Origin of the sequence: Ahrensia kielensis DSM 5890 (assembly GCF_000374465.1) — a bacterium.
GTDB lineage: Bacteria > Pseudomonadota > Alphaproteobacteria > Rhizobiales > Rhizobiaceae > Ahrensia > Ahrensia kielensis.
In genome coordinates this window covers 136,825-158,565 of the sequence record NZ_KB894528.1, presented here as the reverse complement: position 1 = coordinate 158,565, position 21,741 = coordinate 136,825, and the positions used below count along the sequence as shown (strand labels likewise).

Annotated in this window: 16 protein-coding genes; 2 read left to right on the top strand and 14 right to left on the bottom strand. The window is 47.7% G+C overall.

Translation table 11 applies throughout. From position 1 onward, the window contains the following. A complete protein-coding gene (locus tag C504_RS0100740; RefSeq protein WP_245555086.1) occupies positions 1-960 on the bottom strand; it encodes a DMT family transporter in 960 nt (319 codons plus the stop codon). A 159-nt stretch (positions 961-1,119) separates the two neighbouring features. Then, the gene (locus tag C504_RS0100735; protein ID WP_018687377.1) at positions 1,120-1,533 is read right to left on the bottom strand and encodes a host attachment family protein; all 414 of its coding nucleotides are present in this window, start codon (positions 1,531-1,533) and stop codon (positions 1,120-1,122) included. A 200-nt stretch (positions 1,534-1,733) separates the two neighbouring features. On the opposite strand from C504_RS0100735, the gene pepN reads away from it, so the two are divergent. After that, positions 1,734-4,379 (top strand): aminopeptidase N, encoded by a 2,646-nt coding sequence (gene pepN / locus C504_RS0100730; protein WP_018687376.1) that lies wholly within the window; start codon positions 1,734-1,736, stop codon positions 4,377-4,379. A 215-nt stretch (positions 4,380-4,594) separates the two neighbouring features. Then, positions 4,595-6,898, top strand: coding sequence for a PAS domain-containing sensor histidine kinase (locus C504_RS0100725; RefSeq protein WP_018687375.1), 2,304 nt, complete (start codon positions 4,595-4,597; stop codon positions 6,896-6,898). A 29-nt stretch (positions 6,899-6,927) separates the two neighbouring features. Here C504_RS0100725 and C504_RS16945 read toward each other — a convergent pair whose 3' ends face one another. The 12 genes from C504_RS16945 to C504_RS0100665 all read right to left on the bottom strand — a co-directional run bounded on the left by C504_RS16945 (position 6,928) and on the right by C504_RS0100665 (position 21,741). Continuing rightward, positions 6,928-7,410 (bottom strand): EF-hand domain-containing protein, encoded by a 483-nt coding sequence (locus C504_RS16945; RefSeq protein WP_018687374.1) that lies wholly within the window; start codon positions 7,408-7,410, stop codon positions 6,928-6,930. A gap of 62 nt (positions 7,411-7,472) precedes the next feature. Then, positions 7,473-10,442 carry a bifunctional [glutamine synthetase] adenylyltransferase/[glutamine synthetase]-adenylyl-L-tyrosine phosphorylase gene (locus C504_RS0100715; protein WP_018687373.1) on the bottom strand — a complete coding sequence of 990 codons (2,970 nt, stop codon included), beginning with the start codon at positions 10,440-10,442 and terminating at the stop codon, positions 7,473-7,475. Between the two features lie 22 nt (positions 10,443-10,464). Further along, positions 10,465-11,886 carry a sensor histidine kinase gene (locus C504_RS0100710; protein WP_018687372.1) on the bottom strand — a complete coding sequence of 474 codons (1,422 nt, stop codon included), beginning with the start codon at positions 11,884-11,886 and terminating at the stop codon, positions 10,465-10,467. After that, positions 11,886-12,557, bottom strand: coding sequence for a response regulator transcription factor (locus tag C504_RS0100705; RefSeq protein WP_026317101.1), 672 nt, complete (start codon positions 12,555-12,557; stop codon positions 11,886-11,888). The genes C504_RS0100710 and C504_RS0100705 overlap by 1 nt, the downstream gene beginning before the upstream one ends. A gap of 139 nt (positions 12,558-12,696) precedes the next feature. Continuing rightward, positions 12,697-14,172 (bottom strand): Do family serine endopeptidase, encoded by a 1,476-nt coding sequence (locus C504_RS0100700; protein WP_018687370.1) that lies wholly within the window; start codon positions 14,170-14,172, stop codon positions 12,697-12,699. Positions 14,173-14,352: 180 nt separating this feature from the next. Continuing rightward, positions 14,353-15,573 (bottom strand): bifunctional alpha/beta hydrolase/OsmC family protein, encoded by a 1,221-nt coding sequence (locus C504_RS0100695; protein WP_018687369.1) that lies wholly within the window; start codon positions 15,571-15,573, stop codon positions 14,353-14,355. Between the two features lie 74 nt (positions 15,574-15,647). Further along, the gene (locus C504_RS0100690; RefSeq protein WP_018687368.1) at positions 15,648-16,124 is read right to left on the bottom strand and encodes a cytochrome c-type biogenesis protein; all 477 of its coding nucleotides are present in this window, start codon (positions 16,122-16,124) and stop codon (positions 15,648-15,650) included. Continuing rightward, positions 16,121-18,124, bottom strand: coding sequence for a heme lyase CcmF/NrfE family subunit (locus C504_RS0100685; protein ID WP_018687367.1), 2,004 nt, complete (start codon positions 18,122-18,124; stop codon positions 16,121-16,123). The genes C504_RS0100690 and C504_RS0100685 overlap by 4 nt, the downstream gene beginning before the upstream one ends. After that, a complete protein-coding gene (ccmE, locus tag C504_RS0100680; protein WP_026317100.1) occupies positions 18,121-18,564 on the bottom strand; it encodes a cytochrome c maturation protein CcmE in 444 nt (147 codons plus the stop codon). The genes C504_RS0100685 and ccmE overlap by 4 nt, the downstream gene beginning before the upstream one ends. A gap of 18 nt (positions 18,565-18,582) precedes the next feature. After that, positions 18,583-19,764 carry a c-type cytochrome biogenesis protein CcmI gene (ccmI, locus tag C504_RS0100675; protein ID WP_018687365.1) on the bottom strand — a complete coding sequence of 394 codons (1,182 nt, stop codon included), beginning with the start codon at positions 19,762-19,764 and terminating at the stop codon, positions 18,583-18,585. An 86-nt stretch (positions 19,765-19,850) separates the two neighbouring features. Continuing rightward, positions 19,851-20,291 carry a hypothetical protein gene (locus tag C504_RS0100670; RefSeq protein ID WP_018687364.1) on the bottom strand — a complete coding sequence of 147 codons (441 nt, stop codon included), beginning with the start codon at positions 20,289-20,291 and terminating at the stop codon, positions 19,851-19,853. Between the two features lie 73 nt (positions 20,292-20,364). Beyond that, complete coding sequence (locus tag C504_RS0100665; RefSeq protein WP_018687363.1) at positions 20,365-21,741, bottom strand: ATP-binding protein; 1,377 nt, start codon at positions 21,739-21,741, stop codon at positions 20,365-20,367.

Sequence of the window (21,741 nt, the reverse complement as noted above, 5' to 3'; positions counted from 1 at the left end):
CTAAAGCCCCTTCATATTGGCGGATCTGCGTTCTGCAGAGCGTTTAATTCCCAAAGAACGCTCACGGAAGATGATGAAAATACCGGAGCCGACAACAATGAGCGAGCCGATAATCGTTGACCATGATGGTGCCTCGCTGAAAAGCCAGATGCCGATGGCAAGTGAAAAAATCACGGAGGTATATTCAAAGGGCGCAATGATCGAAGTTTCCGCGTAGCGATAACTTTGCGTCAGCAGGATTTGGCCAAGCCCGCCGAAAACACCTGCAGCAACCAAAAAGCCTATCTGGTTCCAACTAAGGGGCTCCCAGCCGAACGGAAGCGTCATAAGTGCAAACGCACTGGCTGTGATTGAGAAATAAAGCACAATGGTCGGCGTGCGCTCGGTTTTGACAAGCTGCCTTACCAATACAAATGCAAAGGATGCTACAATCGCCTGCAAAAGCGTTGCAATCACACCTAATGCTTCTTGGTTCTCAAACCCACCAGCGCCGCGCAAAATTTGAAGTTTCGGCCAAGAAATAACCATCACACCGACAAAACCAACCATCACCGCTCCCCAGCGATAACGACGCACGACTTCGCCCAGAATAACAGCGCCTAATACAATGGTGATTAAGGGGCGCGAATAACTCAGCGCGATAGCATCTGGCAATGGTATGCGCGTCAGCCCATAAAATCCGAGCCCCATTGCAAACACGCCAATAGCGCCGCGCCAAATGTGGCTTTTTAAATGATTAGTTTTCAGCACGCCTTTATGTTGCTGGGTAATCAACAGATAGATGACAATTGGCCAAATGGCCCAAAATGAACGGTAAAATGCGATCTGCCCAACAGGCAATTGCCCTGCAAGTTTGATCACAGTTGCCATAACCAAAAACGCGCAAACAGAAATGATTTTGAGTGTAATTGCTAAAAGCGGATTACTTTCGTCCGCTTCATTTTGATCTTCTACTGCCACGATGCCCGTCACTTTCTTTGGGCAAGCCAATAGCAGAGGCAAGACGATATGACGAGGCTCATAAATGCTCTTTGAGGAAGATGTTACAAATAATTCACCTGCATATAAAACGCCCCGCAGTTTCGTGCGAGGCGCATAAAGAGCATTAGAAATCTGCGGTTAGCTTACCGCTGCAGACAGAGAGCGTTCAATTTCTGCGACAGGATGGTTCACTAAGGTTTTCGGCAGTTCCATACAGACTTTGCTCTGCACTTCCTTATGCAAAAGCGGACGCACCTCACCGAGCGTATCAGGATCAAGCGCTAAGACGACATTATCAAAAGACCCTTTGTGTGCTTTTGCATAGAGATCCTCTGCTAGTATTTTAGAAAATGTCATCTCCATGGATTCTTTATCCGACATATCCGGCGGCTGTTTTCCTGATGGACCTTGATCCGCCAAATCGCCCGGCTTTAACGAGCCTTCAGCTTTGAGTTTGATATTGAGGTTTGTGCCAATATTGCGAAAATATTGGGCTCCTTCACCGGAGCCAACGACAATCAGTGCGTCAGCTGGAACTGTGCCTTTAGACATTTTGTCTCCTTCGGGTTTTTCATTACTTATCGACCCAATTTAACAACGCTGGCCTTCGATGATAGTTCCCCCAAATTGCCACGAAATTTTGGCCCGATTGACCATAAGAATTGAAATAACTTTAGGGGCTTAACAACAGGCCATAGATTTACCTATAACCAAACTTAAACAGTCCCTATCTCTACACCTTAAGGTCATCTATGCGCACGCAAACTGGAACAGCAATTCTACTCGAAGACTACCGCCCAAGCGATTATCAGATAGACAAGGTGGATTTAGATTTCTCTTTAGATGCGCAGGAAACTCTTGTGACATCCATCCTGTCCATGCGCCGTGCTGAAGGCGTTGCGGAAGGCGCGCCTTTAGCGCTGCATGGCGATGAACTTGAGCTCGTCTCTATGGCCGTTAATGATACGGCACTGAGCGAAGATGGTTATGAATTATCCGCAGATGGCATCAGCATATACAAGCTGCCTGCGAGCGACGTCTTTACCCTAAAGATCGTCACAAAAATCAATCCGACAGCGAACAAAAAGCTGATGGGGCTTTACCGCACATCTGGTAATTTTTGTACGCAGTGTGAAGCTGAAGGCTTTCGCCGCATCACATACTACCTAGACCGACCAGACATTTTGTCTGTTTTCACTGTTCGCATTGAAGGTGACAGCAAGACCGTTCCGTTGCTTCTTTCAAACGGAAATTGCACCGATAAGGGCGCATTAGAAAATGGCCGTCACTTTGCTGTCTGGCACGACCCACATCCAAAACCTGCTTATTTGTTTGCTTTATTCGCCGGAGATCTGGGCGTTCTGAAAGATCGCTTTAAGACCCGTTCCGGCCGCGATGTTGCTCTGGAAATCTATGTTGAACATGGCAAAGAACCACGTGCTGCCTATGCGATGGATTCCCTCATCCGCTCCATGAAGTGGGACGAAGAGGTTTACGGCTGTGAGTATGATCTGGACATATTCATGATCGTCGCGGTTTCAGATTTCAATATGGGCGCGATGGAAAACAAAGGCCTCAATGTTTTCAATGATAAATATGTCCTGGCCGATCCTGAAACGGCAACAGACCAAGACTATGCCAATATTGAAGCGATTATTGCGCATGAATATTTTCACAACTGGACCGGCAACCGCATTACTTGTCGCGACTGGTTCCAGCTTTGCTTGAAAGAAGGCCTTACAGTTTACCGTGACCATTCTTTTTCTGCGGATATGCGCTCTGCGCCCGTTAAACGGATTGCCGAAGTGCGCGGTCTTCGCGCCCATCAGTTTCCGGAAGATGCAGGCCCCCTTGCCCACCCTGTACGTCCGCGCCGCTATTCCGAGATCAATAATTTCTACACTTCAACCGTTTACGAAAAGGGTTCTGAAGTTGTTGGCATGTTCAAAACCATTGTCGGCCAGGAAGGCTATAAGCGTGCGCTTGATTTATATTTCGAACGCCATGACGGCGACGCGGCGACAATTGAAGATTTCATCAAATGTTTTGAAGATGCAACCGGTGCTGATCTCAAACAATTTTCGCTTTGGTATGATCAGGCTGGCACACCAAATTTAGCAATAGAAACCAATTATGACGAAGCGCACAAACGCTTTACCGTCAACATAGCTCAGAGCCTGAAATCTTCTGTCGTCACGGGCGATGTTGGGCCGATGCATATTCCGGTACGTTTTGGACTTGTTGGCCCGCAAGGCAATGATTTGGCTTATAGCGGTGTGACTGGTGCAGATGTGACCGGCGATGTCATTCATGTGCGCGAGCCGAAACACAGCATCCATTTTGAAGGTGTTGAACAAGAACCGGTTATTTCATTGTTGCGTGGTTTTTCTGCGCCCGTGACGATTATTCCTGAACGTGCGGACAGTGAACTCGCGTTTTTAGCGCGACACGACAATGATGAATTTGCCCGCTGGGAGGCATTGTCTAGCCTTGCGATGCGCCAGCTACGCCAAGCCACGCATGATGTTGAGAGCGGCAAAGCCGTAAAATCGTCACCAGAGCTAACAACAATTCTCCATGAGATTTTGAGCGATGAAACGCTTGAACCCGCTTATCGTGCGTTATGTCTAAGTCTGCCGAGTGAGGCAGATATAGCCCGTGAAATTGGCAGCGATATTAATCCTGATGCGATCTACACTGCACGGTCGCAAATCCTCGATGATATTGCCAAAGAGTGCCTTGCAACACTGCAAGCGACTTATGCCAAGCTTAATCCTGCAAAACCATTTGTGCCCGATGCTACGAGTGCAGGCATAAGGTCCCTACGCAACACTATCCTTGGTCTCATTGTGCGTGCAACGGGCGATGTGGAACTCGCTGCAAAGCATTTTTCTAATGCTGACAATATGACAGACCGCGCAGATGCTTTGAGCGTACTTGCGCTGCAAGCGCCAGATGCGGAAGAAACAGCTCTTGCGCTCGAAACATTCCGTGCGCGTTATGCGGATAATCCGATTGTTATGGATAAGTGGTTTGCCATTCAGGCCATGATACCGGGCGGTGGTGCTTTAGAGCGTGTGGAGCAACTGAGCAAATCGGATAGCTTCTCTTGGGAAAATCCAAACCGTGTACGAGCGTTGATCGGATCATTCTCCGTTGGCAACCCAACAGGTTTTAACAGAGTTGATGGGGCGGGATACCGCTTTTTGTGCGATGCGACCGCGCGACTGGACGATATTAACCCGCAAGTTGCAGCCCGTTTGATTACGGCAATGCGATCATGGCGCAATTTAGAAAAGAAGCGTTCTGATTTTGCGCTTGAAGCGCTTAAATCATTATTATCAAAAGAAAAGCTGTCACGAGACGTTCGCGACATTCTCGAACGTACTCTTGCTTAAAAACACGGGTAATAGTGCTTAAATTGAGCGCTAAAAGTAAATAGTTAAATTTTTTCTTAATTATTTGACTCCGAGGACTAGACACAGGGAATCACTTTTGATTCACTGTGTCTAGCTGCTTCGTTGTGTTTCGGCAGCGCGTATCCAAAATTACTGTGTAGAACAGCTATGGGGGCTGTTTTTATAAAGTGCAGCTTTGCGCTGAGGGGACTGCTTTGTCATTCGCTGATCTAACAAGATTTGATGCCGACGGAATGGAAGGTCATGCAAAGTTTCTTGCAGAGCCTGTAGCAAACCCTATCTCTGTACTTGAGCCTTATCTCAAGCGTTCTATTCCTATTCTTATTATGATTTTCCTTTGCGGGCTTTTCTTCGTGCGCGGTACGACTTTACTCGCTGACAGGCAGGCCTCTGGCGAACAAGGTCGCATGTTTGTTTCGCTTCTCGCATCTGCCGCAAAAAGCACGATTGAAGGCGCACGCGATGATGGCTTTGCCCCTGTAAATGGCTCTGACTTCGAACAGCTTCTCATTCGTGCTTTGCCGCAAGAAGCCACAAATGAAGGCCGGTTTGTTGTTGTCACAGATAGTGGTGGAGACATCATCGGTATGCGCGGCGGTGATCAATCATTGTTCGGCAAAAACCTTCCTTCTATTTTAAGCCAGTCACAAGCGCTGTTCCTATTTGGTGAATCGGCAGGCGTTCAAACACTGCTGCTTAACGGCACATCGCATATTGTAAGTGCAACGAAAATCGGTGAAGGCTCTTCCGTTGTTGCAGTGCTGCAATCGGAAGCCGATTTATATGCCGCTTGGCAAAGACGATGCGCGCTTACGGTCACGGTCTTTGCGCTAACGTCCAGCATCTTGATCATTTTACTCTACGCTTATTTTGCGCAAATCGCGCGTAGCCGTTCTGCTGGTAAAGTTTACCGCGAAACATTAAAGCGCGTTGAAACGGCCCTCGCCCGTGGTCATTGCGGCCTATGGGACTGGGATTTGGCGCATGGGCGTATTTTCTGGTCACGCTCCATGTTTGAAATGTTGGGGTATGAGCCTATCGACGACGTGCTGTCCTTTGGTGAAATTTCGCCCATGGTTCACAGCGAAGATTTAGACTTGTTTGAAGTGGCGCAGCGCGCCGCAGCACAAGAGATTACCGCCGTAGATGAAATCATCCGCATGCGTCATGCAGAAGGTCACTATGTTAGATTGCGTATCCGCACAAAGCTTGTGGAGCATCCGTCGGGTGGCAATCACCTCATTGGTATCGCTGTTGATGTTACTGAAAATCACCGCCTTGCGGAGCAGTCAGAGATTGCCAGCCAAAACCTAAAAGCTGCGATTGAGAGCACATCGGAATCCTTCTCGCTTTGGGATGATGATGACAAACTCGTTCTGTGTAACAAGAAATTTGCTGAATATAATGGCCTATCCGAAGAAGCCTTGATACCGGGCACACCGCGCAGCCAAATCTCAAAACTGGTCAGAGAACCACTTATCGAACGCCGTCTTGTCAGCGATGACAGCCTTGGAACGTCAAAAACCTATGAGCGCCAAATTGCCGATGGTCGCTGGTTGCAGGTCAATGAACGACGCACACAAGCTGGTGGCATGATCTCAGTTGGCACTGATATTACGCAATTGAAACTGCAAGAAGAGCGCCTGCAGGAAAGCAAGCGCTGCCTGATTTCATCGGTTGAACAAGTTACTATCGAGCGCACGAAATCACAGCTCAAAGCAATGGAACTTTCTGAACTCAACAAGAAGTATCTTAAAGCGAAGGAAGTCGCCGAAGCTGCATATCTGGCTAAAACCGAGTTTCTGGCCAATGTAAGCCATGAATTGCGCACGCCACTCAACGCGATCATTGGCTTTTCAGACATCATGCAAAACCAAATGTTCGGCCCTCTTGGCTCTGGCCGTTATGATGAATATGCAAAAGACATCAATACGAGTGGCAACTTTCTATTGGGCGTGATCAACGACATTTTGGAAATGTCTAAGATTGAAGCTGGGCGCGTTATTCTTGAAAAAGAAGAGATTGAACTGCGTCCGCTAATTGAAGAAAGCGTACAGATGTTGTCGCTTCAAGCGGAGCAGAAAAACATTCATGTTGAGCAAGCAATTAGCTGCGACATGACGCTCATCGCTGATCGCCGTGCAATGAAGCAAATTCTGATTAATTTGGTATCAAACGCCGTTAAGTTCACCGAACAAGGCGGCCGTATAAAAGTGCGCTGTAAAGCTCTTTCTACGGCTCTTCAAATCACCATTGAAGATACGGGCTGCGGCATACCAAAATCAGCATTAAAGCGGATAGGCAAGCCATTTGAACAGGTGCAAAACCAGTTCTCAAAAAATCATACGGGTTCAGGACTTGGCTTGGCGATTTCTAAATCACTAACGCAGCTGCATGGCGGCTCTATGAAAATACGCTCAACGGAAGGCAAAGGAACAATTGTTTCAGTACGCATTCCATTTGAGCAAGCTGCCCCATTAGAAGAGGCCGCTGAATAAACAACGGCCCCTCAAAAGTTTAGGCAGAATTAGCCGCGGTCGCCGCGATCTTTCTTGCCTTTATGATGACCTTTGTTTTTGCCATGCTTTGGCATTTCTTCCATTGTGGCAAAGCCATCATCGTTTTTGTCCATCAGTGCAAAAACCTTCTGTTGGCGGTTTTCCACTTCTTGGCGCGTTACTTCTTCATTGCCATCAAGGTCAAAGCGCTTGATTATTCCCATAGCGCGGCGCTTCTCGCCCCGTTTCTCTGTTTTAAGCGCTTCGATTTCGGCTTTGGTAACAATACCGTTTTTATCGGTGTCGAGCTCATCAAATTTTTCGATAAGTGGCGCATTGAATTCGGCTAAATCTAGCTTTCCGTCGCTATTAGCATCCATTTGTTCAAAGCGCATTGCTCCACGCTCGCCGCCACGATCTCCGCCACGTTTTTCGGCGAATGAAGCTGTGACAGAGCCAGCGATTACTGCAACACTCAAGAGTGCGATTGTTGTTTTTTTAAATGCAGACATTTTATTCTCCATGCATAATAATTGAACCTAATGGAGTTGGCTTGCCTGCACTTTTATCAGGACTACTCCAAAGGAATGTACTGTTCGAAAATGGATCGAACAGCGCGAGTATGCTCTTGAAGATGGGCCTCCAGTTGAATGATATCCGGCATATTTGTCGCCGCACATAATTCTTCTATTAGACCTTTGGTTGCGTTTTGCGGATCAAATTTCTCCGCCGAACATAGCGCAATCAATTGGCTAATCTTACTGTAAATGTCCAAAGCTGCGATCAGCTCTTCCCTGTCATTTTCAGCAATGATTTCTTCATCAAGCAGTTTCAGAATATCGCTTGCACCATGAGTATTCAAATTACGGTTCGTTAAATCACCCTTACAATTTGGTAAGTCAGTGAGCATCCAATATTGCGTTAAAAACTCAATATCGACGATACCGCCCGCAACCATTTTCAAATTCCATATCGACTTTGCAGGCTTTTCTTTTTGCAAGCGAAGTCGCATTGAACCGATATCAGCAATGGTTTTAGCGCGGTTACGCTCAATACAAATAATTGCACTTCGCTCGGCCGAAAACCGTTCCATGAGCTGCGTATCGCCGCAAATAGGGCGTGCCCGTGTCAGTGCCATATGCTCCCACGTCCAAGCATCGTCTCGTTGATATTTGGAAAAAGCTTTAAGAGACGTCGCGAGCGGCCCCTTATTGCCAGATGGTCTCAAGCGGAAGTCAACCTCATAAAGCACACCCTCCGCAGTAGGTGCAGACAAGGCAGCTATGAGCCGCTGCGTCAGGCGCGCGAAATATTGCGATGGAGCCAATGGTTTTTCGCCATTGCTTTCAGCCAATTCATCGGGCGCATCATATATCAACATCAGGTCAACATCGCTGCCGGCTGTCATCTCTTTGCTGCCAAGCTTTCCAAGAGCGACTAAGCACATAGACGCACCTTCAATTGTGCCATGCTTGGCCTCAACTTCATCGGTTACAGCAATAAGAGCTTTTTCCAGCAACATATCGGCAAGCGCTGACAGTGCTTTGGCAGTCGTTTCAGGATCAATCGATCCCGTCAGCATACGCACACCAATCAGGAAGCGTTGTTCTGCTGCAAAAATTCGTAAGCGGTCCAGTACATCTTCATATACTCTGCCCTCACCGACAAAGAAGTTCAGACGCTCCTGAAGCTCTGAATGATCGGGCATGCGCTCAAAAAAGGCTGGTTCCAACATGCCGTCAAAAATGAGCGGGCGCGCTGTAACAATATTGGCAAGGCGCGGTGCCGACGACAAAATCTTAGACATGAGCCCAAGCAGTTGCCGGTTAGAATTAAGCATCGACAACAATTGAACACCAGCAGGCAGGCCCGCCAGAAGCTTATCGAATTTAATGAGCGTTTCATCCGCTTGGCCAAATTGTGCAAAGCTATCAAGCAGATTTGGTACGAGCACAGTGAGTTGCTCGCGCGCTTTGGCTGACGATAAAGAGCGATAACGGCCAAAATGCCACGTGCGAATGATATTCCAAATATCTATCGCACGCTCAAAACCCATTGCATGTAAATTAGTTAAAGTGTCTGGGTCTGGGTCCCCGCCAGTGAAAACAAGGTTTCCTGCAGGGCCGCTTAATGTTTGACCATCTTCGAACAAATCGCCGAAATGTTTCTCAACAATTTTCAAATGCGTCATTAATTCGGCGCTGAATGCGGCAACGCCATCAATTCCCAATAGTCCAGCAATAACGGCCAGATCTTCATCGCTTTGCGGCAAGTCGTGTGTCTGCTCATCAGCGACCATTTGCACAGCATGTTCGGCACGGCGTAAAAAGCTGTATGCCGCCGTCATCTCGTCGCGCACATCAGCATCAATCCAATGCTCATCTGTGAGGCGGTTTAGCATTTCAACCGTTTCACGGTGCCGCAAACTCTCGGCGCGCCCGCCAGCAATCAATTGCTGCGTTTGTACGAAAAACTCAATTTCTCGTATTCCGCCGCGGCCAAGTTTCAAATTATGGCCATGCACGGCAATCTTTCCGTGCCCTTTGTGCGCATGTATCTGGCGCTTAATCGACTGCACATCAGAAATAGCCGCGTAATCAAGATATTTGCGCCAAATAAAAGGTTTAAGCTCGTTTAGAAAACGTGCGGAAGCTTGATGATCGCCTGCGACTGAACGGGCTTTTATGAACGCAGCGCGTTCCCAGTTTTGGCCCCTGCTCTCATAATAATTAAGCGCTGCCTCAACATTGATAGCCAAAGGCGTTGCTCCAGGATCAGGGCGCAATCTCAAATCAGTACGGAAAACATACCCATCACCCGTGCGCTCTTGCATAATGCGCACAAGACGCCGCACAAACCGGCTCATCACTTCGGTTGGGTCTTGTCCTTCGGCAAATTGCAAACCTTTTGCATCAAGATCGAAGTAAATAACAATATCAATATCGGATGAATAGTTTAGCTCACGGCCGCCAAGCTTGCCCATGCCGAGAATAACAAGGCCGCAGTCTTTGGAAGGATCTTGCAAGTCATTAATGTGAATCTTGCCGCTTTGCGCCGTAGATTTGAGCAACCAATTGACCGCAGATGTTAGGCAGTTTTCAGCAAGCTGCGATAAGAAATTCGTTGTGTTCGCAACACTATGGCACTGCGCCAAATCCCCAAGTGCAATGAGCATATGGGCTTCGTGCTTGAGCTTCCGCAGCCGCGTCATCAGCTCCGCTTCGCTCATATCATCTGTTGAGCCAAGTTGGAGCGCCTCATCAATAAGGCTCTGAATACGCTTGTTCAAACCTTGATCGAACAAGACTTCCAAACTACCCGCGAAATTCAAAATTCCGCCTCGCAGAAACGGCGAAAGGCACATGATTTTCGCTAGAAAATCTGAAAGTGCGTCATCTTTGCTTTCGATTGATGAAGCGAGCCTATCTGCCCCTGCACTTTGTGCGGCTGCAAGCAGTGTTGCCTTAGCATCAGTGACTGCCTGCACATCAGAAAAGAACAGACGTGCAGGCGTTTTATCAAACCATTTTTCAGAAGCGCTCAAATCAAACCTCGACCTATTTTACCTAGGTCTTAGCAGTTGTCTTTTGAATTGGAAATGTCAGAACTGCGCGCAATCCGGGCTCTGCATCTTCTAAGACAAACGTGCCTTTATGCATGTCCATAATTGCAGCAACAAGACTAAGACCAAGACCAGACCCTGGTTCTGAGCGGCTCTCATCCAAACGAACAAAACGCTGTAGTGCCCGTTCACGATTTTCAGGTGAAATGCCTAGCCCATTGTCCTCGATAATCAAGACAGCGTGTTTTTGGTCCTCAGAACGCCGTCCATATATGGAAATAACTGTATCTTCGCTGCGACCATATTTTACCGCATTGTCGACGAGATTTGTCAGTGCCTGCCCTATCAATTGGCGATTGCCCACCACCATTAGATTGTCATCAATAGAAGACACGAGCTTGCCGCCAAACTCATCCACCAAAGGTTCATAAAGCTCAGCAACATCTTCTGCTATTTCTGTTAGCTGAAGCTCAGTTTCGTTTTGCTTGGAATATCCTGCTTCTACGCGTGATATCAGCAGCATCGCATTGAAAAGCTGGATAAGTTGATCTGATTCAGCAATCATATCGTTTAATGCATCACGGTAATCCTCGTCCGATTTACCGCTACGCAAAGCCGCCTCAGCGCGATTGCGAAGCCGTGTTAGAGGCGTTTTTAAATCATGCGCAATATTGTCTGAAACTTCACGTAAACCGCTGTTCAACTTCTCAATACGGCCTAGCATAGCATTGAGACTAACAGACAAGCGGTCAAACTCATCATTCGCTGTTGAGACAGGCAAACGTTTGCTTAAATCGCCGCCAACAATATGTGCACTTGCTTGCGATACGCTATCAATCCGGCGCAATGCACGGCGGCCGACAAAGAACCATATTAACAAGCCACCAACACCCATCATGCCAAGAGCAAGACCAAGTGAGCTTCGAATAATTTTTCTAAATCGATCTGGCTCGCCCAAATCACGACCAACAAGGATTGTCAGTCCATTTGGAAACTTGATGCGTTGACCGATTGCGCGTGGTGCATCATCATCATCAAGTTCTTCATCCTGTTCACCAATGCGGGTGTAACGAAATGGCTTGGCTGTAAAACCTTCACTTTTCAAAACGCCGCGATCTATTTTAGCAATATTGCCCGCAAGAAAGCGGCTTTCTTGATCTGAAATCAAATAAACAAAAGCATCTGGCCGACGCGAGCGCCGATCAATTTCTCGTACCAATAACCGTATTCCACCGCGGTTATAAACACGGTTGAGGCTTTGCAATTCTTGATCCAGTGACACTTTTGTTTGGTTGACTAAAAATCCACCAGCCAAATGTGTCATGTAAAAAACAAGAAAGATTGCGCATAAGGAAAACAACAACAGGTAAAGCGCAGATAGCCGCGCTGCGGTTGTTTTCATCATAGAGGAAAATTTAATTAGCATTAGGCGCGCATCACATAACCTGCACCACGAATCGTGTGCAAAAGAGGTTTATCGAAACCTTTTTCAATCTTGCCGCGCAACCTTGAAATGTGAACGTCGATGACGTTTGTCTGAGGGTCAAAATGATAGTCCCATACGTGCTCTAATAGCATCGTGCGGGTGACGACTTGCCCTGCATTTCGCATCAGATACTCTAAAAGGCGAAATTCACGCGGTTGCAAAAGGATGGATTGGTCAGCGCGTTTTACATCGCGTGACAAACGATCAAGCACCAAATCACCAACTTGGTATTGCGATTGGTTATCGCTGGTACTGCCTCGCCTTACCAATGCTTCTAATCGTGCAAGCAATTCTGAAAAAGCATAAGGCTTAGTGAGATAATCATCGCCGCCAGCACGAAGGCCAGTGACACGATCATCAACCTCACCGAGCGCTGACAAGATCAGAACAGGCGTATTGTCGCCATTCTCACGCAGTTCAGCAACCACAGAAAGGCCATCGCGCTTGGGCATCATACGATCGACAACCAACGCATCATAGCCACCGTGGTCCGCCAAAGCGAAACCATCAATGCCATTATGGGCCAAGTCAGCGACATGTCCCGCCTCGTCTAAAGCGTGCCGTAAATACTTTGCCGCTTCGACATCATCTTCAATAATAAGAAATTTCATACTCATGTTTAACAATGCCAAGCCAAAGAGAAAAGTAAAAATGCGGCAGCAAGTAAAAGGGGACCTTGCTGCCGCAACGTTCACGGCTAAAAGTTGATACTTGGTGTACCAGCCGGAACTTGTGAGTTTAGAAGGTTAATCAACCTATCTGGACAGCGACGAAACGGCTTCGACTTTCATTTTCAAGTCTAAGTAACGCAGCTTTTCGGCCTTCTTTTTTGGCAGTTTCTAATTGCGATTCTATATCGTGTGCAGAACTTACAGGCTCATTATTCACCTCGGAGATAATATCACCCGCACGAATGCCGACATCAGAAGCACTTGACCCTGGCTCAACCGAAGTGACCAGAATGCCGTCGCCTTGATCATTCTTCATGACCGTAAGGCCGAGGTCTTCCATTGCCGTTGGCTGTACTTCAGCATTGGAACCAGAATCTGCAACGTCGACCGGAAGCTCACCAAGCTTTAGATTGACGGTTTTTTCCTTGCCGCTTCGCAAAATTTTGATTTCAACATCTGAGCCTGGATCAATAGCTGCAATCATTTTGGAAAGTGTGCGTGGGTCTTTGATTTCCCTGCCGTTGACTTCAGTAATGATATCGCCTGCACGAATGCCTGCAGCTTCAGCCGGAGCACCTTTTTGCGGCTGAGATACCAACGCGCCAGCTTGTGCATCAAGCCCCAATGACTCAGCTATATCTGCGGTTACGGGCTGTATCGCAACGCCGAGCCAACCACGCTCAACGGAGCCACCTTTCATCAGGTCAGAAATGACTTCTTTTGCAAGCGTAGCGGGTACAGCAAAGGCAATACCGACATTGCCGCCTGACGGCGAATAGATTGCAGTGTTAATACCAACAACTTGTCCAGAAAGGTTGAAGGTTGGTCCGCCTGAGTTACCGCGGTTAACTGCAGCATCGATCTGCAAGAAATCATCATATGGACCAGCGCCAATATCACGGCCTCGTGCTGATAATATGCCAGCGGTTACTGTGCCGCCAAGGCCAAACGGATTGCCAACTGCCACAACCCAATCGCCAATGCGCACATCGTTTTCATCGGCAAAATCTACATATGTGAATTCGCGGTCGTCATCGACTTTTAGCACGGCCAAATCAGTACGTTGGTCTTTGCCAATTAACTTCGCATCAAGTTCGGTTCCGTCATCCATAAGAACGGAAAACTCTGTTCCATCTTCAACGACGTGATTATTGGTAACGAGAAAACCATCTTCGGAAATGAAGAAGCCTGAACCTTGACCGATTGGGCGGGCCTCCTCAAAGCGCTCAGAGCGGCGTTGACGGTTCGGACGCGCATTACCGCTTCTATCTTCGAAAAAGCGGCGCAGTTGGTCTTCAAAGTTGCCGCGCGGATTGAATTGGAAGTCTCCGCCTTGGCTAGCGACAGGGCGAATATTTGACTTTACACGGACAGATACGACGGCCGGAGATACAGCATCTACAACATCGGCAAATCCCGGCACTGCTGCCGTTTGAACATCGACGGCATCAGCATAAGCAGGCATGATTGAAGAAGCCGTATAGCCCGTAAAGCCTGCGCCGATGACGGCAAGGGCCATTGCAGTCTGAGAAAGACGTTTTGTAACTTTTTGCATTGTAATTCCTCGAATATACCTGCTGGAGGTCAGGTGTTGATCCAGTCAAAGAATGCGAACTTTCACGCTCCTTGTATGGTCATTGATATCGAGTCTCACATTGCAGCAACCTTTCCAAAGCATGAAATAACTGTAATATTAGCACCATCATTCAGCCATATTTATTCATAGAGCAGCTGTTTAATTGACCTTAGTTACAACTTTTGCACCTTGCTCCAAAGTCTTATGAACTGGGCATTTATTAGCTATTTCGACAATTTTATCAGCTATTTCAGGGGAGATTTTTCCCTCTATCGAAATATGACGTTCAAAGCGATCTACTTTGCCTGATTTTTGCTGTTCACTTTGCGTGCATTCCTGACAGTCTTTAAAATGAACTTTTTTATGACTGACATCGACGGTCACGGCACCAAGGTCCAGCTTCTTAAAATCAGCATACATGCGCAGTGTCATCGACGTGCAAGCACCAAGTGCCGCCCCCAATAAATCATAAGGGCTTGGGCCAGAATCAGCGCCGCCAACCGATTGGGGTTCATCAGCGAAAAATCGATGACGGCCTGTCTGAACCGTATTTTGAAATTTGCTGTCACGCGTTTCTTTGACACGTATATGCTCGATTTCGGCCACACCTTGCGGTGCATCTTTAGGCAATAATTTTGTTGCCCATGCCGAGATCATTTCAGATGCGAACTCTGCATCTTCCTCTACTGACAAAAGATGATCCGCACGATCAAGAGATATGAAAGATTTGGGATGTTTTGCAGCCACAAAAATCCGTGCCGCATTATCAACCCCTACGGTCTGGTCGATGGGTGAATGCATAATCAATAGCGAAGCTCTAATTTTTGCGACTTTATCCAGCAAGTTTGTATCACGCGCAGCTTCTAAAAAGCTTTTACCGATCTTCATTTTTCGCCCAGCAAGAAGGACCTCTGCCACACCGTTTTCTTCGATTTCCGATATTTTTTCATCAAACATATGGAGCACATGTTCGGCATCGGCAGGTGCGCCAATTGTGACAACGCCTTTAATGTCTGGAATTTCTGTTGCTGCTGCTAATACCGCCGCACCACCCAAGGAATGTCCTATCAGTATAGACGGTGCTTCTCCCTGTTCGCGCATATATTCTGCCGCTTTGACCAAATCTTCGACATTGGATGCAAAACTAGTATTGGCAAACTCACCCTGACTGGAACCAAGGCCAGTAAAGTCAAATCGCAGCACAGCAACGCCAAGACGCGCAAGATGCGTGGCGATACGCCGTGCAGCGAGAATATCTTTTGTGCAAGTGAAACAATGCGCAAAAAGCGCATAACCGCGAATCTTGCCATCTGGTCGATCAAATCGTGCAGCAAGCATTTCACCAGAGATAGATTTAAATTCGCGTTTCTCAGTAGCCATAATACACCTCAGTTTGAACTTTCGGCATACTAGCGACAGTTACAGTAACCTACACCTCAAACTTTTGAGAGCAGTTATTTATCGTCTTCGTCGCCCAAAAGTTTGTTAAGGCGTTCTTCTTCTTCATGAGTAAGCGAGACTGGCCCGCTCGCGCTAGAGCTATATCGCCTGCTATAGGCGAAAGCGGCAACCCCGCCCAAGATTAATACAAATATGGGTGTGCCCCATAAGAGAATATTACGCGCAGAGAATGCAGGCCTTAGCAAAACGAACTCACCATAGCGATCGACAACATAATCCATCACCTGCGCGTCTGTATCACCTGATACCAAGCGCTCGCGCACGATGACACGTAAATCGCGTGCAAGCTCTGCATCGGAATCGTCAATGGATTGGTTTTGGCAAACAAGGCAGCGAAGATTTGCTGAAATGTCACGCGCTCTTTGCTCAAGCTGTGGGTTGCCTAGAATTTCGTCTGGATTAACGGCAAAAGACGGCGCCGCAGACAATAATAGCGCCAAGACGCAACTTAATAGAAAGCGGATAATCATTCAGCCGCCCCCGATGAGCTTTGCGACATTGGCTTTTGGCGCAGCTTAGCAGCAACAGGTGCACCGATGCGCAATCGGCGATCAGAAAGAGAAATGACGCCCGCAATAGTCATCATGAGACACCCCAACCAAATCAGCGTAATCATCGGCTTCCACCAAATACGCACGACTATCTCATCGCTACCTTCTGCTTTATCGCCCAATGACACATAGAACTGATTGAATGCGCTCGTTAAGATGCCGGCTTCAGTTGTCGGTTGGCCGTTTGCCGTATAAATGCGCTTTTCCGGCTTAACCTCGCCAACAATCTTACCGTTTCGCATTACCGTAAACACGGCCTGTTCGAAGGTATAGTTGGGACCCTGATAGGCTTTGAGTTCTTCGAACTTCATGTCAAAGCCAACAAATTGTGTTGTTTGCCCCGGCGCCATACGCAAAACGGTTTCGTCTTCAAATGTTGTGACAGCAACGATGCCAAGCGTTGTTATACCAACGCCAGCATGCGCTAATGCGCCTCCCCATGCCGAACGCGGCAATCCTTTAAGGCGCGCCCATGCCACGTTTGGTTTTGCTTTCGGCAAACCTGTTTTTGCCCAAAGGTCGGCAAGCGCACCAAAGATCAACCAGAATGCCATTGCAAAGGCTAAAACAGCCAAAATTGGTGCTCCATATATGAAATAGGCGAACACGAGGGCAGCGAACAGCGATAGTCCGCCAGCAACCCAGAGCCTTTCAAACGCTCCATAAAGATTACCCCGCTTCCAAGCCAGAAACGGTCCAAAAGGAACCGCGATTAGCAGAGGGATCATCAGCGGTGCGAATGTCATGTTGAAGTAAGGCGCGCCGACAGAGATTTTCTCACCGGAAACCGCTTCAACCAAAAGGGGATATAGCGTGCCAACCAATACGGTTGCTGCAGCCGTTGTTAAAAACAAATTGTTTAAAACAAGCGCGCCTTCACGAGAGATCGGATGAAACATGCCGCCATTCTTTAGCGTCGAAGCACGCATGGCAAAAAGCACTAATGCACCGCCGATAAAGGCGATAAGAATGAATAAGATAAACAATCCCCGCGATGGGTCATTGGCGAAGGAATGTACGGATGTCAAAACGCCAGAGCGAACAAGGAAAGTGCCCAAAAGAGAGAATGAGAACGCAAGAATAGACAGCAGAATTGTCCATACTTTTAGCGCTTCACGCTTTTCCATAACCAATGCTGAATGGAGAAGTGCTGTACCGACGAGCCAAGGCATAAAGGATGCGTTTTCAACGGGGTCCCAGAACCACCAGCCGCCCCAACCCAATTCGTAATAAGCCCAATATGAGCCCATAGCGATGCCGGCGGTTAAAAAGAGCCATGCGGTTAAAGTCCATGGGCGGACCCAACGTGCCCAAGCTGCATCAATGCGGCCTTCAATCAAAGCTGTGATCGCAAATGAAAAGCAGATCGAAAATCCAACATAGCCAAGATAAAGCAATGGCGGATGGATAGCCAAACCAATATCTTGCAAAATCGGATTGAGGTCTTGCCCTTCAAGGGGTGCAGGCACCAAGCGAATAAACGGGTTTGAGGTCAAAAGAAGAAAAGCCGTAAACGCAACGGTAATCGCGCCCTGCGTTGCCAAGACGCCCGCTTTCAAACGGGCAGGCAAATTATTCCCAAACAAAGCAACCAACGCACCAAAGAGAGCAAGAATTAGCACCCAAAGCAGCATTGAGCCTTCATGGTTGCCCCAAACGCCCGTAAATTTATAAAGCAAAGGTTTCGCAGAATAGGAGTTTTCCCACACATTCTTGACCGAAAAATCAGACGTAACATAGGCCCAAGTCAAGGCGCCAAATGCAAAGGCAATTGTCAGAAAAGTCGCAATCGATAAGGATGGAGCAACGGCGATAAATCGACGATCACCATTACGCAGTCCAGCATAAGGCAATATCATTTGTGCCAATGCTAAAGCAAAGGCCAGAACAAGAGCATAATGTCCAAGTTCAACAATCATTGTGTCTCATCACCCTTCCAGTAGCCCTGCTCTTTCAAGCTGTCTGCGACCTCTCGCGGCATGTATGTTTCATCATGCTTGGCAAGAACTGTATCAGCAGAAAATGTACCATCGGGCCCCATGATACCTTCGGCCACGATACCCTGTCCTTCGCGAAATAAATCCGGCAAGATGCCTGCATAACGCACTTTCAACGCTGCATTTGCATCCTCCACTGCGAATGTCACACCATCGCCCGAGGAGCTATCGACTGAACCTTCAACGACAACGCCGCCAAGGCGCACACGTGAACTTTCATTCGGTATGACATTTACTAAATCCGAAGGTGTGCGGAAAAAGGTCACTTGTTCACTCAGTGCCGTCAGCACGAGTGCAACGGCAACAGCCAGTGTGCCCAAGGCACCAAAGATAACAATTGAACGCTTTTGTTTGCGTGTCATTGACATTTTCTTCCGCCCTTATTGTATTTCTTTCAAACCAATATCTTTTGCAAAAGACTGAATTTGTAATTGTTTTTGTGGCTCATCTGCAAAGGCAGCTATAGCACGCTTCACGGCTGCAACAGCTTCATCTCTTTGATTTAAGACCATGCGCGCACGGATCAATCGTTGCCACTCTTCAACCGTGCCGACATTGCTTTGAAGGCGGCTATCGAGTTGCTCGACCATACCGGCAATCATTTCTTGCCGATCTACTTCATTCATCTGCTCGGCGTCTTCGACTGCCTGCTTGTCTGGTCCGGGCAGATCAATGGCTTTTTGCCCTGCCAAACGTGCCATGCTTTGTGCAGCGACGACGCGCCAATTTCCATCAATGTTTTCATTATTCACAATGAGGTTCCATTGACGGGCAGCATCATCTGGACGCCCTGCTTGAGCATTTCTCAAGCCAATATAATACAATGCGCGACCATTTGAAGGCTCTAGCGTCACGGCTTGTTGAAAAAGCGCTTCGGCTTCAGCTGTCACGGCACCGCCAGCTTGGGCCGATAACACTTCGCCTAAGCCAGCAAGTCGCGGTGCGCTTTCGCCCAGCAGCCGTATGGCGTTGCGATAGGCATCAGCTGCCTTTGCGCCCTGCCCCAAACGAAAATACACAGGCGCTAGCACATCCCAGCCGCGGCCATCTTCCGGATTTTCTGCCAAGTGGCTCTCTGCGCGCTCAACAAGCTGAACCAGTTGTTTATTTTCTTTTGTTGATTCTGCTTCCGCTTTTTTTATCATCTCAAGGCGGGCAGCCAGCGGTTGTGCCTCAATCGTTGGGGAGCCAAGTGAGGTATACATCAGCAGCGATAAGCCCGGTATAAAGATAATCGCCACAGCGCCTAGAATGCGATTACCGAAGACATGATCACGCCGCATATGCGTATCTGATTTTTTAGACCCCAGCTTGTCTTCAGCCGCTAAAAGCCGCCGAACAATTTCAACACGTGCCTGCTTTGCATCATCTTTAGAGAAAACGCCGCTCGCCAGTTCCGCATCCAATTCTGTCAGCTGATCCTTATAAACTGCGATATCGTGTTCGAAATCAGCAACCTGATTATCGACATTGTCGCCTTGGTTTGCTTGTGAAAAAGCAGGCCAAAAAGCCAGAATCAAAACAGTAAGCGTTAGTACAGTAATTAAAATCCAGAAAATCATGGCTGCAGATATGCACTCGTCGTTCAAAATACCAAGTAAATTCGACTAGGTGCGACAAAGATGCCGTGAAATGCGGCTGGTAACAATCAGCTCAAGAGCGACCAACTACCACCCTCATTTCGGCAAGCCGTTCCTTTGACCGATGATTCCACACCGCGATCAACCACAGTATGTTCATATTGGCGGCAGTCTTGCGAACCGACCCTATAGGGCTGCGAAGGCACGATGCGCCCAGAAAGCGTTTTACCTTGCCATAACACAGCCTCGCCGGGTGCCGTATATTCAAGCGCGAGATATTCGTTTTGAAGGGCTATAGATTTATCGCCGCGCACAACTTCATTGCCCTTTAAGCGCGTGATCAAACCGCCATCCAAAGCCGCAATTAACTCACCAGAAGCAAGTACCTTTGTCTTTTGAGGCAAAACAGAAGGCGTTAGCGATGTATTCAGCCCAGTAGAGGTGCAGCCCGCAAGCGCTATCAAAAGCGCGGCACTTCCTATTACAGATGAATGTCGAAGCGATGTCATATTTATCAAATACCCAAACTTCATTACTATCTTATTCTTCTCTATGACAAATGTTACGTGACAACAATGTGGCCTAATTACTGTTTACAGCGGGCAAATGCACAAATACTTGCAGCCCGCCAAGATCGCTTTTGCCAAGCACAACATCGCCGCCATAAGCGATAGCTGTATCATTCACGATCGAAAGTCCTAACCCTGTACCTGGCACTTTTTCATCTAAGCGCTGTCCCCGCTTGAGCGCTTTTTCATAACCATCCTGCGGAATTCCTTCACCATCATCTTCCACGCCAAGTATAATCCAAGGCCGCTCTGAATCATTACGCGCATCCAAGCGAGCGCTTATTAAAACTTTTCCAGAGGCCCATTTACATGCATTTTCAACAAGGTTTCCAAGAATTTCTTCAAAATCCTCTTTTTCACCAGCAAACAATAACTGATCAGCGCTTATGTCTACTTTGATTGCCAAATCAGGATTAAGTTTTCGCATGACTTTGGCCATGCGTTCAATTGCTTGAATAATGTCAGTGCGGAACGTCAAGCTGCCTTGTTGTGCCGCTATACGCGCACGGTTTAGGTAGTGCTCGACCTGCAATTGCATTGATGCGGCTTGCGCTCTCACAATTTGCGAAGAAACAGGCGTGTCGGAGCGGCCTTCATTTTGAAGCACCGCAATGGGTGTTTTAAGAGAATGAGCAAGATTGCCGACTTGTGTTCTTGCTCGCTCAACAATGCGTTTGTTGTTCTCAACGAGCGTATTCATCTCGGAAATCATAGGCTCCAGCTCTGTTGGAAAATCGCCGCTGAGCTTATCGGCGCGTCCATCACGGATTTCTCCGAGAGCAATGCGTATGCGATCAAGCGGTTTTAAACCAAACAGAATGACCAGCACATTTATGACAACGACGCCGAAACCAAAAGCACTCAATAAGCCAGCAGCATTTAGTGCGAAGTCACGAATCCCCCGTTCGAATTCGCTTTGATTGCCGCCAACTTGAAACAACGCAATGCGCCCTTCGCCCAGATCAATTTCTGATTCTTTGACACGAATTTTAAGTTTCTTTGGTCCATTCACAAAATATGTACGAACAAACTGATTATCATAGGGGACGCTGATCAAATCAGGACGCGGAAAGGTAAAGCCACTAAGCGATGGCGATTCAAGAGCACTATTGGCTGTGTCGCCGATAATTTCAACACGCCAGAACCAGCCTGATTCAGGTGCTAGAAAACTGTTTTCGCCAAGGTTAGGCGCGCCAGTCAAATTACCATTTTCGTTAATATCAACGGCACCAATTAACGAGAAAAGTTGTGCTTGCTGCAGCTCGGAAAAGTTTCTTTCTGCTCCCGCTTTAAACTGCGCCAACAATAGCCAACCTAAGATTACAATAGCCAGCACGGTCCACGCGCTGGATAGTATGGTAACCCTGCGTGTGAGCGAAAAGGCTTTCAT

Excerpts from the sequence above, each read along its gene's own strand:
- C504_RS0100735 (WP_018687377.1), bottom strand. The coding sequence starts at position 1,533 with ATGTCTAAAGGCACAGTTCCAGCTGACGCACTGATTGTCGTTGGCTCC.
- pepN (WP_018687376.1), top strand. The coding sequence starts at position 1,734 with ATGCGCACGCAAACTGGAACAGCAATTCTACTCGAAGACTACCGCCCA.
- C504_RS16945 (WP_018687374.1), bottom strand. The coding sequence starts at position 7,410 with ATGTCTGCATTTAAAAAAACAACAATCGCACTCTTGAGTGTTGCAGTA.
- C504_RS0100710 (WP_018687372.1), bottom strand. The coding sequence starts at position 11,886 with ATGCTAATTAAATTTTCCTCTATGATGAAAACAACCGCAGCGCGGCTA.
- C504_RS0100705 (WP_026317101.1), bottom strand. The coding sequence starts at position 12,557 with ATGAAATTTCTTATTATTGAAGATGATGTCGAAGCGGCAAAGTATTTA.
- C504_RS0100700 (WP_018687370.1), bottom strand. The coding sequence starts at position 14,172 with ATGCAAAAAGTTACAAAACGTCTTTCTCAGACTGCAATGGCCCTTGCC.
- C504_RS0100695 (WP_018687369.1), bottom strand. The coding sequence starts at position 15,573 with ATGGCTACTGAGAAACGCGAATTTAAATCTATCTCTGGTGAAATGCTT.
- C504_RS0100690 (WP_018687368.1), bottom strand. The coding sequence starts at position 16,124 with ATGATTATCCGCTTTCTATTAAGTTGCGTCTTGGCGCTATTATTGTCT.
- C504_RS0100685 (WP_018687367.1), bottom strand. The coding sequence starts at position 18,124 with ATGATTGTTGAACTTGGACATTATGCTCTTGTTCTGGCCTTTGCTTTA.
- ccmE (WP_026317100.1), bottom strand. The coding sequence starts at position 18,564 with ATGACACGCAAACAAAAGCGTTCAATTGTTATCTTTGGTGCCTTGGGC.
- ccmI (WP_018687365.1), bottom strand. The coding sequence starts at position 19,764 with ATGATTTTCTGGATTTTAATTACTGTACTAACGCTTACTGTTTTGATT.
- C504_RS0100670 (WP_018687364.1), bottom strand. The coding sequence starts at position 20,291 with ATGACATCGCTTCGACATTCATCTGTAATAGGAAGTGCCGCGCTTTTG.
- C504_RS0100665 (WP_018687363.1), bottom strand. The coding sequence starts at position 21,741 with ATGAAAGCCTTTTCGCTCACACGCAGGGTTACCATACTATCCAGCGCG.